Origin of the sequence: Legionella birminghamensis (genome assembly GCF_900452515.1) — a bacterium.
Classification (GTDB): domain Bacteria; phylum Pseudomonadota; class Gammaproteobacteria; order Legionellales; family Legionellaceae; genus Legionella_C; species Legionella_C birminghamensis.
Genome location: NZ_UGNW01000001.1, coordinates 3186451 through 3200000, shown reverse-complemented (window position 1 = coordinate 3200000; position 13550 = coordinate 3186451). Strand labels below are relative to the sequence as shown.

The following is a 13550-nucleotide window of genomic DNA, read 5'->3' as shown; positions in this document are numbered from 1 at the left end:
GGAACTAAGCACACGAATAAGTAGGCCGGGACACGTGAAATCCTGGTTGAAGATGGGTGGACCATCATCCAAGGCTAAATACTCCTTACTGACCGATAGTGAACCAGTACCGTGAGGGAAAGGTGAAAAGAACCCCGGAGAGGGGAGTGAAATAGACCTGAAACCGTTTGCGTACAAGCAGTGGGAGCCTGACTTAGGTTGGGTGACTGCGTACCTTTTGTATAATGGGTCAGCGAGTTACTTTTAGTGGCGAGGTTAACCGCATAGGGAAGCCGTAGAGAAATCGAGTCTTAATAGGGCGCGAGTCGCTGAGAGTAGACCCGAAACCGGGCGATCTAGCCATGCCCAGGATGAAGGTTGGGTAACACCAAGTGGAGGTCCGAACCGGGTAATGTTGAAAAATTATCGGATGAGGTGTGGCTAGGAGTGAAAGGCTAATCAAGCCCGGAGATAGCTGGTTCTCCCCGAAAGCTATTTAGGTAGCGCCTTGTGAAGTGATTGCTGGGGGTAGAGCACTGTTTCGGCTAGGGGGCTGTCATGGCTTACCAACCCGATGCAAACTCCGAATACCGGCTAATTGAATCACAGGAGACACACGGCGGGTGCTAACGTCCGTCGTGAAGAGGGAAACAACCCAGACCGCCAGCTAAGGTCCCAAAATAATAGTTAAGTGGGAAACGATGTGGGAAGGCATAGACAGCCAGGAGGTTGGCTTAGAAGCAGCCACCCTTTAAAGAAAGCGTAATAGCTCACTGGTCGAGTCGGCCTGCGCGGAAGATGTAACGGGGCTAAAACTATTTACCGAAGCTGCGGATGTGTGCCCAAGCGGCATGCGTGGTAGGGGAGCGTTCTGTAAGCTGATGAAGGTTCATTGAGAAGTGGGCTGGAGGTATCAGAAGTGCGAATGCTGACATGAGTAACGATAAAGAGGGTGAAAAACCCTCTCGCCGGAAGTCCAAGGTTTCCTGCACGACGTTAATCGGAGCAGGGTGAGTCGGCCCCTAAGGCGAGGCTGAAAAGCGTAGTCGATGGGAACCAGGTTAATATTCCTGGACTTTCTATAAGTGGTGATGTGGGGACGAAGAAGGCTAGGTGAGCCGGGCGTTGGTTGTCCTGGTACCTGTTTTTAGGCGGAAAGACCTGGCAAATCCGGTTTTTCATTAACGCTGAGGGACGAGGTGGTTCTGACCCTACGGGGTGCAGAGAAGTCATTGATGCCAAGCTTCCAGGAAAAGCTGCTAGCCATAACTTATAGAGAACCGTACCGAAAACCGACACAGGTGGACAGGTAGAGAATACTAAGGCGCTTGAGAGAACTCGGGTGAAGGAACTAGGCAAAATGGTACCGTAACTTCGGGAGAAGGTACGCCCTTGGTTGTGAAAGTTTTACACTGTAAGCAACTGAGGGCCGCAGAGACCAGGTGGCTGCGACTGTTTATTAAAAACACAGCACTCTGCCAATTCGTAAGAAGACGTATAGGGTGTGACGCCTGCCCGGTGCCGGAAGGTTAATTGATGGGGTTATCTTCGGAGAAGCTCTTGATCGAAGCCCCGGTAAACGGCGGCCGTAACTATAACGGTCCTAAGGTAGCGAAATTCCTTGTCGGGTAAGTTCCGACCTGCACGAATGGCGTAACGATGGCCACACTGTCTCCACCCGAGCCTCAGTGAAATTGAAATCGCGGTGAAGATGCCGTGTACCCGCGGCTAGACGGAAAGACCCCGTGAACCTTTACTACAGCTTTGCACTGGACTTTGATGATAACTGTGTAGGATAGGTGGGAGGCTAAGAAGTGCGGACGCCAGTTCGCATGGAGCCGACCTTGAAATACCACCCTGTTATTATTGAGGTTCTAACTTGGTCCAGTCATCCTGGACGAGGACAGTGTATGGTGGGTAGTTTGACTGGGGCGGTCTCCTCCCAAAGAGTAACGGAGGAGCACAAAGGTACCCTCGGTACGGTCGGACATCGTACCAAGAGTGTAAAGGCAAAAGGGTGCTTGACTGCGAGACGGACGTGTCGAGCAGGAACGAAAGTTGGTCTTAGTGATCCGGTGGTTCTGTATGGAAGGGCCATCGCTCAACGGATAAAAGGTACTCCGGGGATAACAGGCTGATACCGCCCAAGAGTTCATATCGACGGCGGTGTTTGGCACCTCGATGTCGGCTCATCACATCCTGGGGCTGAAGCAGGTCCCAAGGGTATGGCTGTTCGCCATTTAAAGTGGTACGCGAGCTGGGTTTAGAACGTCGTGAGACAGTTCGGTCCCTATCTGCCGTGGGCGTAGGAAAATTGAGAGGAGCTGCTCCTAGTACGAGAGGACCGGAGTGGACGAACCTCTGGTGTACCGGTTGTGACGCCAGTCGCATTGCCGGGTAGCTAAGTTCGGACGGGATAACCGCTGAAAGCATCTAAGCGGGAAGCCTCCCTCGAGATGAGTTTTCCCATGAAGCCCGTTGAAGACTACGACGTTGATAGGCGAGGTGTGGAAGCGCAGTAATGCGTGAAGCTAACTCGTACTAATTGGCTGATTGTCTTGACCATATAACCTGAGTTGTCTTGGGTTATATGGACAACAAAAGCATGTAGTGTGTAGAGATTGAATTCTCGATTGTATTTCGACTCTTTACCGGCCGAAGCCGGCTTCAATGAAACGAAGCTGTGCCCAACGGTCAACCCGTTTTCCTGGCGACCATAGCGGTCTGGAACCACCTGACTCCATCTCGAACTCAGAAGTGAAACAGACCTGCGCCGATGATAGTGTGGAGTTTCTCCATGTGAAAGTAGGTCATCGCCAGGGTTTTATTGCAAAGCGGCCTTCGGGTCGCTTTTTTTTTGCCTGAAATAAAGCATATCCCACCGGATTAAGCCATTATTGAAGGTTGGCCAAGTTCCCGCAAATGTCTTGAGCCACACCAGTGCTTAATGTTGGGCCTTGGCCCAACCTACACAGCAGTGAGCTCTGCACACACACCTACCTACTGCGGTTCATCCCACGCACCTAAGTACTGCGGCTTGTCCGCAGTATCCACAGATCCTCCGACTATCCGCCTAAATATTTATCTTTAAGCCGCACATAGTGCCCAGCCGAATATTCAAGCTGCTCTATTTCTTGTTGGCTCAGTGGTCTTAGCTGGCGTGCGGGATTTCCAAGATATAAATGCCCTGATAACAAACGTTTTCCAGGGCTGACAACGCTGCCGGCAGCAATCATTACATGGTGTTCCACATGAACTGCATCCAATAATAAAGCGCCCATACCAATTAAACAGTAATCCTCGATCTGGCAAGCGTGTAAAACGGCTTGGTGGCCTACAGTGATTCCATTCCCCAGGATTAATTTTCTGCCCCCGGGAGAGTAGGGTCCATCATGGGTGACATGAAGTACTGCACCATCCTGAATGCTGCAGGAATGTCCTATTTCAATAGCATTTACATCGCCACGAATGACTGCCATGGGCCAGACAGAACTATCCTTGCCAATGCACACATTACCAATCACTGCCGCCTGGGGATCAACATAGACTTTCTCACCCAGGGAGGGATACACATTATTAAATGGTCTCAGATTCATCAGCTTCCCCTTAAACCATGGTGACCAGTTCTTCTGCACTGGTAGGATGAATCGCAACAGTATTATCAAAATCCTTTTTACAGGCACCCATTTTTATGGCAACACCAAAACCCTGCAATATTTCATCTGCATAATAACCAATCAGGTGCAGTCCAATGATCTTTTCCTCTTTACCCAAAGTGACCAATTTCATTACCGTAGGTTTTTTCTTTTCACTGAATGCATCAAACATTGGATTAAAGCGTGTCTGATAAATCCTGATTTGATCTTTTCCATAGGTTGCTACCGCCTCTTCTTCGCTCATTCCAACGCTGCCAATCGGTGGGTGGCTAAAAACGACAGAACAAATATTGCTATAATCAAGAAAAGCTTCGGCTTGTCCTCCAAATAGACGATCGCTTAATCGTCTGCCCGCGGCAATTGCAACTGGTGTCAAAGCGGGAGCGTCAATTACATCGCCGATCGCATAAATACCCCTCACAGTGGTTTGCTGATATTTATCGACTTTAATTAGTCCTCGGTGATCCATTTTGACGCCAATTTGCTCTAAATTCAGTTGCTGAGTTCGTGGTGAGCGGCCGACCGCTGCAATGACTACATCAAAATCGCCGATGATTGAACCGCTTTGGCAGTGGATACTTCGCCTTCCATCTGCCTGCTGTGTTATTTTCTGTGCGCGATGATTGCTGTGAACCTGCAAGCCATCTTCAAGCATAATATCCAATAGGGTATGCCCAAGCATGGAATCAAATCGGCTAAGCGGTGTTTGGCCGCGCAGAAAGAGATGCGTTTCTGTTCCCAATGCATTAAATACCCCTGCAAGCTCCACACCAATATAACCACTGCCTATAACCGCTGCTTTTCTGGGTTGGGATTCCAAGGCAAAAAAACCATCGGAGCTTACAGCGAGCTCAATTCCCTCAAGCTCTGTTGGCATAGCAGGCTGGCCGCCGGTGGCGATAATAATATGGGGTGCCTGATAAGTCTGGCCATCGACCTCCACCCGGTCTGCGGCGATAAATCGTCCATGTCCTTTAAGCTGAGTGATATTGAATTGCTTAAAACGAGCGGCATAATTTTCGCGCAGCCGTGAAATATAGGCATTTCGCCTTTCAACCAGAGCTGACCAATTTAGCTGAGGTGTACAAGCTGCAAAACCATAGTCGGTTGCTTTATGCATCATTTCCGCTACGGTAGAGGCATTGAACATAACCTTCTTGGGGACGCAACCCAGATTGACGCAGGTGCCGCCCAGATGTTCCTGTTCGATGACCGCAACCCTCGCTCCATATTTTGCAGCTCTTACTGCACTGGCTATCCCCCCGCTGCCGCCACCGATAACGATTAAATCGAAGTTCATAAATGTGTCTTCTTACAAAAAGTTAAATTAGTATTTAGTATAAATAGAATTGCCCAAATAACAAATTCGCGTCACTATAAGGCTACCATTTTCTGATTGAACCATTATGCGAAATCTTTTCTCAATAATTCTGATTGCGGGCAGCTTTTTAGCGGGCTGTAATCATTCGCATGAGCGTCAGATACAAGGTTACGTCGAAGGCGAGAATATCTATCTGGCCTCTCCTTATTCCGGAATATTGGAGAATCTGGCGGTAGCCCGCGGCCAGTTAGTCAAAAAAGGGCAATTACTTTTCCAGCTGGATAAAAATCCGGAGTCTCTGCAGATTAAACAATTTGAAGCGGATCTGCTGCAAGCCAAAAATGTATTAAAAGATTTGGAAAATCCACGCAGAAAGCCTGAAATTGCAGCCATCCAGGCACAAATTGACCAGACAGAAGCGCAAATTAAACTCGCCCAAGTGCGCGTGAGACGGTATGAGGAATTATACCGTCGTAACGCTGCCTCAAAAGATACCCTGGATGAAGCTGTCGCTGTCTATCAGGAACAGGTAAAACTTAAAGAACAATATGAATCAAATCTGCGCCTGGCGAGGTTAGGAAGCCGGGAAGAGCAGATCAATGCGCAAAAAGCCCAGATTGCTTCATTCACTGAACGTTTAGCCGTGGCGCAATGGCAATTGGAGCAAAAACGCCTGTACGCTCCGGCAGATGGCTTGATATTTGATACTTATTATCGAAAGGGTGAGTTCGTTGGAACCCAGAAAGCGGTACTATCGCTGTTAACGCCCGCCAATGTACGCATTGAATTCTTTGTTCCAGTCGAAGTGCTGTCCAATCTGAAAATTGGACAGAAAATAGAGTTTCTCTGTCAAGGCTGTACTACCCGGTCTCAGGCATTGATCAGCTATATATCGCCGGAGGCACAGTATGTACCGCCCTTAGTTTATAGTCGTGAAAATACCGATAAACTTGTTTTTCGGATCAAGGCCGATTTAAGTCAATTTAATGAGTATAAACTTGGCCAACCTGTTACAGTATTTATACCATGACGCTTGAAGCAATTATTGATGTGCATGACTTACGTAAAAGCTTTGATGGCAAGCTGGTCGTCAAAGGGGTTGACATGTATGTTAGAAAAGGAGAGGTATTCGGTTTTCTTGGCCCCAATGGAAGCGGTAAGACTACGACAATTCGGATGCTTTGCGGTTTATTAACCCCTGACTCAGGCAGCGGCACTTGCCTGGGTTATGATATCCTTCGAGAGTCCTCCAAAATTAAAGAGCATGTGGGATATATGACTCAAAAATTCAGCTTTTATACGGATCTCAGTGTTGAAGAAAATTTAAATTTCGTTGCCCGCGTTTACAGTATGGATAACCGGAAAGAGCGGGTTGAAAAAGCACTGGAGGATTTGGGCCTGGCCGATCGTCGAAAGCAATTAACCGGTGAACTGTCAGGCGGCTGGAAGCAGCGTGTGGCCTTAGCGGCCTGTTTATTACATGAACCTGAACTGCTGCTCCTCGATGAGCCCACTGCAGGTGTTGATCCATTAGCCCGCCGCGAATTCTGGGATAAAATTCATTCCCTTAGCCAGCAAGGTATCACTACCTTGGTCTCCACTCATTATATGGACGAAGCAGAACGTTGCACCCGGCTGGCTTATCTGGCATATGGCGATCTGCTTATCACCGGTACCGTCAGAGAAGTTATTGCATCCACCCAATTGCTGACCTGGAAAATCACTGGTGAGGTAACCACCAGCCTGCTGCAGGAGGCAAAGAAAATGAAGGGCGTTATGCAGGCCGCTTTGTTTGGTAATCAAATTCATGTCAGCGGTTATGATGCTTCGCAGATCGAAGCCGAATTGCAACGACTGGCAGAAACCCATGCTGTGAAGTGGCAAGGTATTGAGTCAACGCTTGAAGATGCATTTATAAGTCTGGTAAAAAAATCTCAAGGAGGCTCGAATTGAATTACAAAGGGTTCTCGCGTTTGCTGGGCATTATGGTGAAAGAGTTTATTGAAATGAGGAGGGATAAAGCGACGTTTGGAATGATATTGGCCATTCCGCTCATGCAATTAATCCTGTTTGGTTATGCCATTAACACCAATCCACGTCATTTGCCTACCGCTATAGTTAACCCGCAACCATCCGAATTTACCCGAAGAATTTTGGTGGGTATGGAAAACTCGACTTATTTTCAGTTCATCAGTCCCTCCAGTTCCGAAGAAGAGGCAAAACGATTAATAAAACGGGGTGAAGTACAGTTTGTGGTCAATTTCCCCACGGATTTTTCCGAGCAACTGGTCAAAGGATTAAAGCCAGGGGTTCTTCTCGAGGCCGATGCTACGGATCCTGCAGCAACAAGCCGGGCGGTAGACGTATTTACGCAGATGGCTTCCTTGGTGTTAACAGAAGAACTGAAAGGACCGCTAGAGTCATTGGCCGATCAAGGGCCTCCCTATGAACCAATTGTTCATGCGATCTACAATCCTTTAGCCATTACTGCTTATAATATTGTACCTGGGCTTTTAGGCGTGGTTCTAACCATGACTATGGTCATTGTTACCGCCTTAGTGATTACCCGTGAGTATGAACGGGGTACGATGGAGAATCTGCTTGCCACTCCTTTGAAGCCTTTAGAAGTTATGGTGGGCAAGTTACTGCCTTACATTATAGTGGGCTATATTCAGGCCTTGCTGATTTTAATTATGGCGCGCTTCATGTTTCATGTGCCGATGGAGGGAAGCATCTTGCTGCTCTTATTCCTAAGCCTCCCGTTTATTGCTGCTAACCTGGCGATGGGATTGACGTTTTCCACAGTAGCGACGAACCAGTTACAGGCAGTACAAAGTGCCATGTTCTTCTTTTTACCTTCAATCCTGTTATCAGGATTCATGTTTCCCTTTCGCGGTATGCCGATTTGGGCACAATGGATAGGCAGCGCACTGCCATTGACACATTATCTGATTATTGTGCGAGGCATATTATTGAAAGGCAATGGTTTCCTGGATGTGTGGCGGGAAACAATCCCCATCATTATTTTTACCCTGATTGTTCTGCTCATTGGATTTAAACGCTATCGGCAGACGCTTGATTAACCAATATCCAGATATTGAATGATGCGGGTTTCTACACGCGAATCAATGAGAACACCAACATGGTCTACACCCGGCAGCAAGCTAAGGCTTGCATGGGGGTAGCGGCGGCAAAAGACAATGGATTCATTAGGGCTCACTGAATCATCCTCATTGCCATGGATGCATAAAATAGGAATTTCACAGGTGTTAATCATCTTGCGAAAATTCAAATGGGCGATATTGGTTTTCGAGTTTTGCCGAATCACATTTCTTAATTGCAAAAATGCCGAGCCATTTAACCCCATTCGCCGCGCCAGCTTACTCACTGGCGTTCTCATCTGGGTTGGTGAGGCGATCATAACTGCTTTATCAGGCATATGCTGAAGTTCCCATTCAGGCAATTGATGAGCCAGATTCAGGGTGTTTAATAACATGGATCCGCCAAAAGAATGCCCCAATACGGCATAGAAAGGACCCAGTTCATTAAGAGTCGAATTAATGATAGTCACCGCATCCAGCCAGGTTAACTGCCATCCGCGAGCCTCCCCGTGTGCCGGGAAGTCTAGTGCGTAAACGTCATAACCCTCCTGATGCAGTGCGCGAATCAATTTGACCATATAAGCTGCCCTGGACATCCAGCCATGGGTAATCAGGACTTTTTTCGCCTGTGGGTTGCCGGGTTGCTCAAAGCGATGGATCACATGATGTCTCGGCTTATTGCGCTGGATTAATTCAGTGCGTCTGGATGCAACAAATTCACAGGCTCGTTCAGCAAAATCCCGATATTCTTTCTCAAGCGGAAAGGGTAAAGGGGTAATAAAAAAATGATAGCAGAACTGTGCCTGTAAGAAATCTTTCACTTCTGTCAATGTATTCACTATCATGATGGCTTTCCTGTAATTAACATTTCCCAGCGACGCTGATTAGTTCGCCAGGGTTAATTCATTCAGATAAAGAGGTTTAAGTTAAAATTATTATCGAATCATATTAATAGTTTAGCATCTAGTCCAACTGGTAGCCAAATTGATGGGGAGTGAGCCGTTAATCAATAAACATGTGGACTGGCAAAGAAGTTGCTCTGGTAATTAAAAAAACTGCCCGCTTTTTTTTCTTTCAAATTCATGGGATTATCTGTGATCTTATTGGACTTTTGGGCAGTCTCAATTTAGACTTTAGCAATACCTAATGCGTCAAAAAGGAAAATTTCATGCACACTTCAAATTATCTTTATCATCATGGTGAACAGGAGTTACATGGTTTTCTTGCTTATGATGATTCAAGCGATCAGCCGAGGCCCGCAGTGATTGTCGTCCATGACTGGAGCGGGAGGAATGAGTTCGCTTGCAATAAGGCGGAACTCCTTGCTAAAGAAATGGGCTATGTGGGATTTGCTCTGGATATGTATGGGCATGGACGCATCGGCTATACCACCGATGAAAAAATGGCGTTAATGCAGCCTTTAGCTGGCGATCGCCGTTTGCTGCGTGATCGTATTCGCGCCGGTTTTGATGCGGTGATTGGAATGTCAGAGGTTGACAGCACAAGGGTTGCAGCGATTGGTTTTTGTTTCGGCGGTTTATGCGTGCTGGATTTGGCGCGCAGCGGTGCTGAGCTAGCTGGCGTGGTCAGCTTTCATGGCTTGCTGGACAAGCCCAGGCATATCCCTAACCAGCCCATCCAGGCGAAAGTTCTGGCTTTGCATGGCTATGATGATCCCATGGTGCCGCCTCAGCAGCTCAATGAATTCTGCGAGGAAATGACTGAAGCCAAAGTCGATTGGCAGGTACATCAGTACGGTCTGACCAAGCATGCATTTACTAACCCGAATGCCCATGACCCTGATTTAGGGCTGATATATAATCCAGGCGTTGCCAGCCGTGCAATGCAGTCAATGAAAAATTTTCTTCAAGAAATTTTTAAGTGATTCATATGCATATGTTTTTGAGAATACTCCTGGGAAGTTTCCTTTTCATCTCTGTGAGTGCCAAGGCTGCCTGGGCAGCAGGTACATTCAAAGACTTTCAAACATGGTCTACGCTGCTTGGTATGGGCTCACTTGGACAGGGTAAATTAGAACCCTTTAAATATTGGCTTGAGGGGCAGGAGCGGGCAGGGGATAACAGCAGCCGTGCCTCCCAAACACTTCTTAGGACTGGTCTGGGTTATGCGGCAACTGAAAATACCACGCTATGGCTTGGCTATGCCTGGGTTTATACAGAAGAGCCGCTAACCAGCAACCCATTTCAGGAAAATCGGATCTGGCAGCAGGTTCTTTGGACAAAAAAAATCCAGGAGCTCGGTTTTACAGTACGTTCCCGTCTGGAAGAGCGCTACCTGGAGACCAGTGAAAATACGGCCTATCGATACCGTCAATATTTCAAGATTGTAGTGCCTCTGGTTCAAACTGCAAAACTTAACCTGGCCAGCACAGAAGAAATTTTTTGGCATTTGAATAATTTCAACGGCTTAAATAACCATGGTTTTGATCAGAATCGTTTCTTTTTGGGGCTTAACTATAAAATGACATCTACATTAACCACGGAAATAGGTCATTTAAATCAGTATATAAGACGAGTTAATAATTCTAATTTCCAAAGTAATGTGCTGGCCATGAATTTCCTATTAAACTTATAGAGTTATGATCATGCTGTCTGTTGATTAGTCAAGTTATGTCGCGTACGTTCAATTTGTTCATTTACAAATAAATTAAAAAATGTTAATCAGTTAATACTAAGATAATACTTTGCGTTTAGACTGAGAACACACGTTACCAACTTTTGTCCATAGAATCCCTTGTTCAAGATAACAGGAGTATTGCATGCGCATTAAAGAGGCTAGTTATAACGGCCTTGAATGTAAAGGTGTCCGACGCCCATTTCTAATGGGTTGCAGTGGCGGCGGCGGGCACATTTCGGCAATAAAGGGGATTTATGATTATTTAAATAATAAATACCATAGAGATGAAATTGACCTCCCTTTACATGAGCCGGTATTACTGGAGGAAAAAGGCAGCAGTCCTTCGCGTGATTTAATTCTCAAAGGCCAGGGCTGGTTGTGGGAGTATCGGATTTCCCCTCTGGTTAAAAAGGTTAGCGCATTGACGCCTTTGCCTATTATCCCTTCTCGCGAAAGCCTAATTGTAGAAACAAGCAAGCTCAATGCAAATGAGAAAAAGTTAAAGCTTAGCAAGCGCTGCTACCGCGATATGCTGCTCGATTATTATGATGCAGGATACGAAAGTGCGGGGATCTGGAACATATTGCAGCGACAGGATGCAGTTGGCGAGCTCAAAAAGCTGATTGCATTACAAAAAAACAATGATGATAATAATTACAGTTTAGTCAAACAACGTTTGCTGGATGATTTCAAAAAGGCCGCGCAGGAAGGAAAGCCCTATACTGAAATTATCAGTACCCAGGCAATGGGATTGCCGGCTCTTTGCGATGCTGTTATAGAATATAATCAATGGAGTAGAGTTCAACATCCTGCGTTCACCCCTCTTGTAATCCATCAATATTTTACCGATTTGCCTACTCATGGGGCTGTTCATTTTTTTAATCCCCTGTCTCGTTTAAGTAAAAAACAGCAACAACAGATGCATCTGTACGGCTTAGGGATGTCGGAGGATGTAATTCGTACTTTTTTCCCAAAAGGGGAAGATTTTGGCGGCATTTATGATATTCCACCGAAAGATAATCCAATGGTCCGTCCCGGATTTACCGATCCGGATCTTGATTACAGCAAATTCTTTCATAAATCCTGCAAGTTCTATCTGCTTGATTCCGATAATGAAAAACAGGATTACCGCATCACCGCCGACGAGCAGATAGCTACCATTCTGCTTGGAAGCCAGGCAAGTAATGATACGGTTAAGTACATTGAGACACTTCTAAAAAACGGCTATCAGAAAATTTTTGTTCTGGGTGGGCATCTTTTTGAAAAGGAAATTCAGGAAATAGAATCTCGATATCCACAACTCCCAAATCGCATTGTCCGGGTTTCTAGCAATCAGACGGATACTACGTTAACGCCCTTGTTAACCAGAAGCAATATCATTATCCAGCGAGGTGGCGGAGTTAGTGTGATGGAGGCTATGGCCATGCCTCATAATCCTGAGCAAGCTATTCTCATTCATCATACGGATGCACATGCGGACGAAATCAAAGAGAAGGAACTTACATCCGGGATCAGCTGGGAAGATTGCAATGTCGACCGCTTAGTAACCGCTTTATCCCAGAAGGGCCTTCGCACTAAAAAGACTTCGCCGGAATTGGCAAAATCCGAGATTCCAAGAGCCAGACTTTCGGCGGCACTTGTTCTGCTTGATAAAAGCTTTAAAACCAAGCTGGCAGCAATACAGTCTAAATCCTTTAGTCATAACAGCTCACTTAAAAGGCAGCTGATGAAAGAAGCAAGCGCTTTGCAAAAGGGCATTAAGCTTGCTGCCAGTTTCCGCCAGCGCCTCTCATTCTTTAATCGATTCATTCTCGAGGATTTTGTCGCACTGCTGTCACATCCGCTGATTAAGGAAGAGCCTCAGCGATTACTGCCGTTAATGTCAGCTTATGAAAGCTGTACAACACAGCAAAGCAGTGCGAACTGGGAGATTGTGCTCAATAGTTTATTAAGTGAAAACCGCCTGACCAGCTCCTGGTTAACAAAATTGAGCCATCCTGAAGCGAACGAACCATTTTTGAGCAGAGAGGTGCATCGCTGTATTATTTTACGGATGATGGAATTAAAAAAGAGTTTACCTGAGGATGAACGACCGGTTGCAGCCCGTATTCTTGCTGATATCCATGAGCGGGCAGCAGAAAATGATTTTAAGGGCTTAAAAGAAAAATTGAAGTCAACGGAGCCGCCTAAAGCGTACACAAATCCCGAGTTGAAAAAGTTTTTTACTTTATCGCATCGATTAGCTGCGCGTATGCAAACGCCATCGGATATGCAGGAGTTAAACTCCTTTCTTTTAAATCCTCATCGCGTTAAAGAGACAGGGGAGGCTAAATCCAAATTATTGACCGCTGCACAGGAATTGGAGGAGGCTTTAAGAATCTATGTAAATGGTATGAAAGAAAGTTTGAGCGATTACAGTATTGACAGGCTCCGATTTTTTAGCCCCAGATATATGTTCCACTCCAAGCTAATGAATGAAAAATTAGAAATAGCCGAAACTTTATTGGGTCGTTTGACAAGGCTGAATAAACAAGAATTCACCGACAATACGCGGGCAGTGGCAATGACCAAGCTTCTGGTATCCGCGCAAAAAGCCAATGAAAAAGTGGTTCGTCATGCATTGTTTGCTTCAAATGGCAGATTGGGGGACTTATTAAACTCTCATGTAAATTTTTTGAACACAAACTACTCGCTAGCTTACAAGCAGGGATACAGTCAGTTAAATTCAAAAACACCTTCTTTCTCACCGTCTTGTTAAGTGGATTGTTCCCGGTGGTTGCCCATGGTATAAATCAGGAGATAATAAAAATAAGGAGAGTCTTGTGTCAAAATTCAATGAAGTGACAAAGGGAATCA

The 13550-nt window shown here is 46.1% G+C and carries 9 protein-coding genes and 2 rRNA genes (1 of these 11 running past the window's edge); 8 read left to right on the top strand and 3 right to left on the bottom strand.

Going from position 1 to position 13550, the window contains the following annotated elements; genetic code table 11:
* Both DYH42_RS13585 and rrf read left to right on the top strand, forming a co-directional pair.
* A 23S ribosomal RNA gene (locus DYH42_RS13585) occupies positions 1-2545 on the top strand (it extends 351 nt beyond the left edge of the window).
* A 140-nt stretch (positions 2546-2685) separates the two neighbouring features.
* Positions 2686-2801 (top strand): 5S ribosomal RNA (gene rrf, locus DYH42_RS13580).
* 243 nt (positions 2802-3044) lie between these two features.
* On the opposite strand, the gene DYH42_RS13575 is transcribed toward rrf, so the two are convergent.
* The gene (locus tag DYH42_RS13575) at positions 3045-3575 is read right to left on the bottom strand and encodes a gamma carbonic anhydrase family protein (protein ID WP_058525087.1); all 531 of its coding nucleotides are present in this window, start codon (positions 3573-3575) and stop codon (positions 3045-3047) included.
* 10 nt (positions 3576-3585) lie between these two features.
* Positions 3586-4935, bottom strand: a complete 1350-nt coding sequence (gorA, locus tag DYH42_RS13570; protein WP_058525086.1) for a glutathione-disulfide reductase — start codon at positions 4933-4935, stop codon at positions 3586-3588.
* A 106-nt stretch (positions 4936-5041) separates the two neighbouring features.
* Between gorA and DYH42_RS13565 the strand changes: the two genes are divergently transcribed.
* The 3 genes from DYH42_RS13565 to DYH42_RS13555 are packed head-to-tail and all read left to right on the top strand — an operon-like array spanning position 5042 to position 8039.
* The gene (locus tag DYH42_RS13565) at positions 5042-5986 is read left to right on the top strand and encodes an HlyD family secretion protein (protein ID WP_058525085.1); all 945 of its coding nucleotides are present in this window, start codon (positions 5042-5044) and stop codon (positions 5984-5986) included.
* Entirely contained in the window at positions 5983-6909 is a 927-nt protein-coding gene (locus DYH42_RS13560) for an ABC transporter ATP-binding protein (protein ID WP_058525084.1), read from the top strand. Before DYH42_RS13565 ends, DYH42_RS13560 begins: the two co-directional genes overlap by 4 nt.
* Positions 6906-8039 (top strand): ABC transporter permease, encoded by a 1134-nt coding sequence (locus DYH42_RS13555; protein WP_237759071.1) that lies wholly within the window; start codon positions 6906-6908, stop codon positions 8037-8039. The genes DYH42_RS13560 and DYH42_RS13555 overlap by 4 nt, the downstream gene beginning before the upstream one ends.
* Here DYH42_RS13555 and DYH42_RS13550 read toward each other — a convergent pair.
* Positions 8036-8902 (bottom strand): alpha/beta hydrolase, encoded by an 867-nt coding sequence (locus DYH42_RS13550; RefSeq protein ID WP_058525083.1) that lies wholly within the window; start codon positions 8900-8902, stop codon positions 8036-8038. The genes DYH42_RS13555 and DYH42_RS13550 overlap by 4 nt on opposite strands.
* Positions 8903-9225: 323 nt before the next feature.
* Here DYH42_RS13550 and DYH42_RS13545 point away from each other — a divergent pair, with 323 nt between their 5' ends.
* The 3 genes from DYH42_RS13545 to DYH42_RS13535 all read left to right on the top strand — a co-directional run bounded on the left by DYH42_RS13545 (position 9226) and on the right by DYH42_RS13535 (position 13452).
* Entirely contained in the window at positions 9226-9942 is a 717-nt protein-coding gene (locus tag DYH42_RS13545) for a dienelactone hydrolase family protein (protein WP_058525082.1), read from the top strand.
* Between the two features lie 5 nt (positions 9943-9947).
* Positions 9948-10652 (top strand): DUF2490 domain-containing protein, encoded by a 705-nt coding sequence (locus DYH42_RS13540; RefSeq protein ID WP_115317087.1) that lies wholly within the window; start codon positions 9948-9950, stop codon positions 10650-10652.
* A 184-nt stretch (positions 10653-10836) separates the two neighbouring features.
* On the top strand, positions 10837-13452 hold the full coding sequence (locus tag DYH42_RS13535; RefSeq protein ID WP_058525080.1) for a hypothetical protein: 2616 nt from the start codon (positions 10837-10839) through the stop codon (positions 13450-13452).
* Positions 13453-13550: the final 98 nt, after the last annotated feature.

What these genes read in the sequence shown, in the direction of transcription:
- DYH42_RS13575 (WP_058525087.1), bottom strand. Translation starts at nt 3,575, where the DNA reads ATGAATCTGAGACCATTTAATAATGTGTATCCCTCCCTGGGTGAGAAA.
- gorA (WP_058525086.1), bottom strand. Translation starts at nt 4,935, where the DNA reads ATGAACTTCGATTTAATCGTTATCGGTGGCGGCAGCGGGGGGATAGCC.
- DYH42_RS13565 (WP_058525085.1), top strand. Translation starts at nt 5,042, where the DNA reads ATGCGAAATCTTTTCTCAATAATTCTGATTGCGGGCAGCTTTTTAGCG.
- DYH42_RS13560 (WP_058525084.1), top strand. Translation starts at nt 5,983, where the DNA reads ATGACGCTTGAAGCAATTATTGATGTGCATGACTTACGTAAAAGCTTT.
- DYH42_RS13550 (WP_058525083.1), bottom strand. Translation starts at nt 8,902, where the DNA reads ATGATAGTGAATACATTGACAGAAGTGAAAGATTTCTTACAGGCACAG.
- DYH42_RS13545 (WP_058525082.1), top strand. Translation starts at nt 9,226, where the DNA reads ATGCACACTTCAAATTATCTTTATCATCATGGTGAACAGGAGTTACAT.
- DYH42_RS13540 (WP_115317087.1), top strand. Translation starts at nt 9,948, where the DNA reads ATGCATATGTTTTTGAGAATACTCCTGGGAAGTTTCCTTTTCATCTCT.
- DYH42_RS13535 (WP_058525080.1), top strand. Translation starts at nt 10,837, where the DNA reads ATGCGCATTAAAGAGGCTAGTTATAACGGCCTTGAATGTAAAGGTGTC.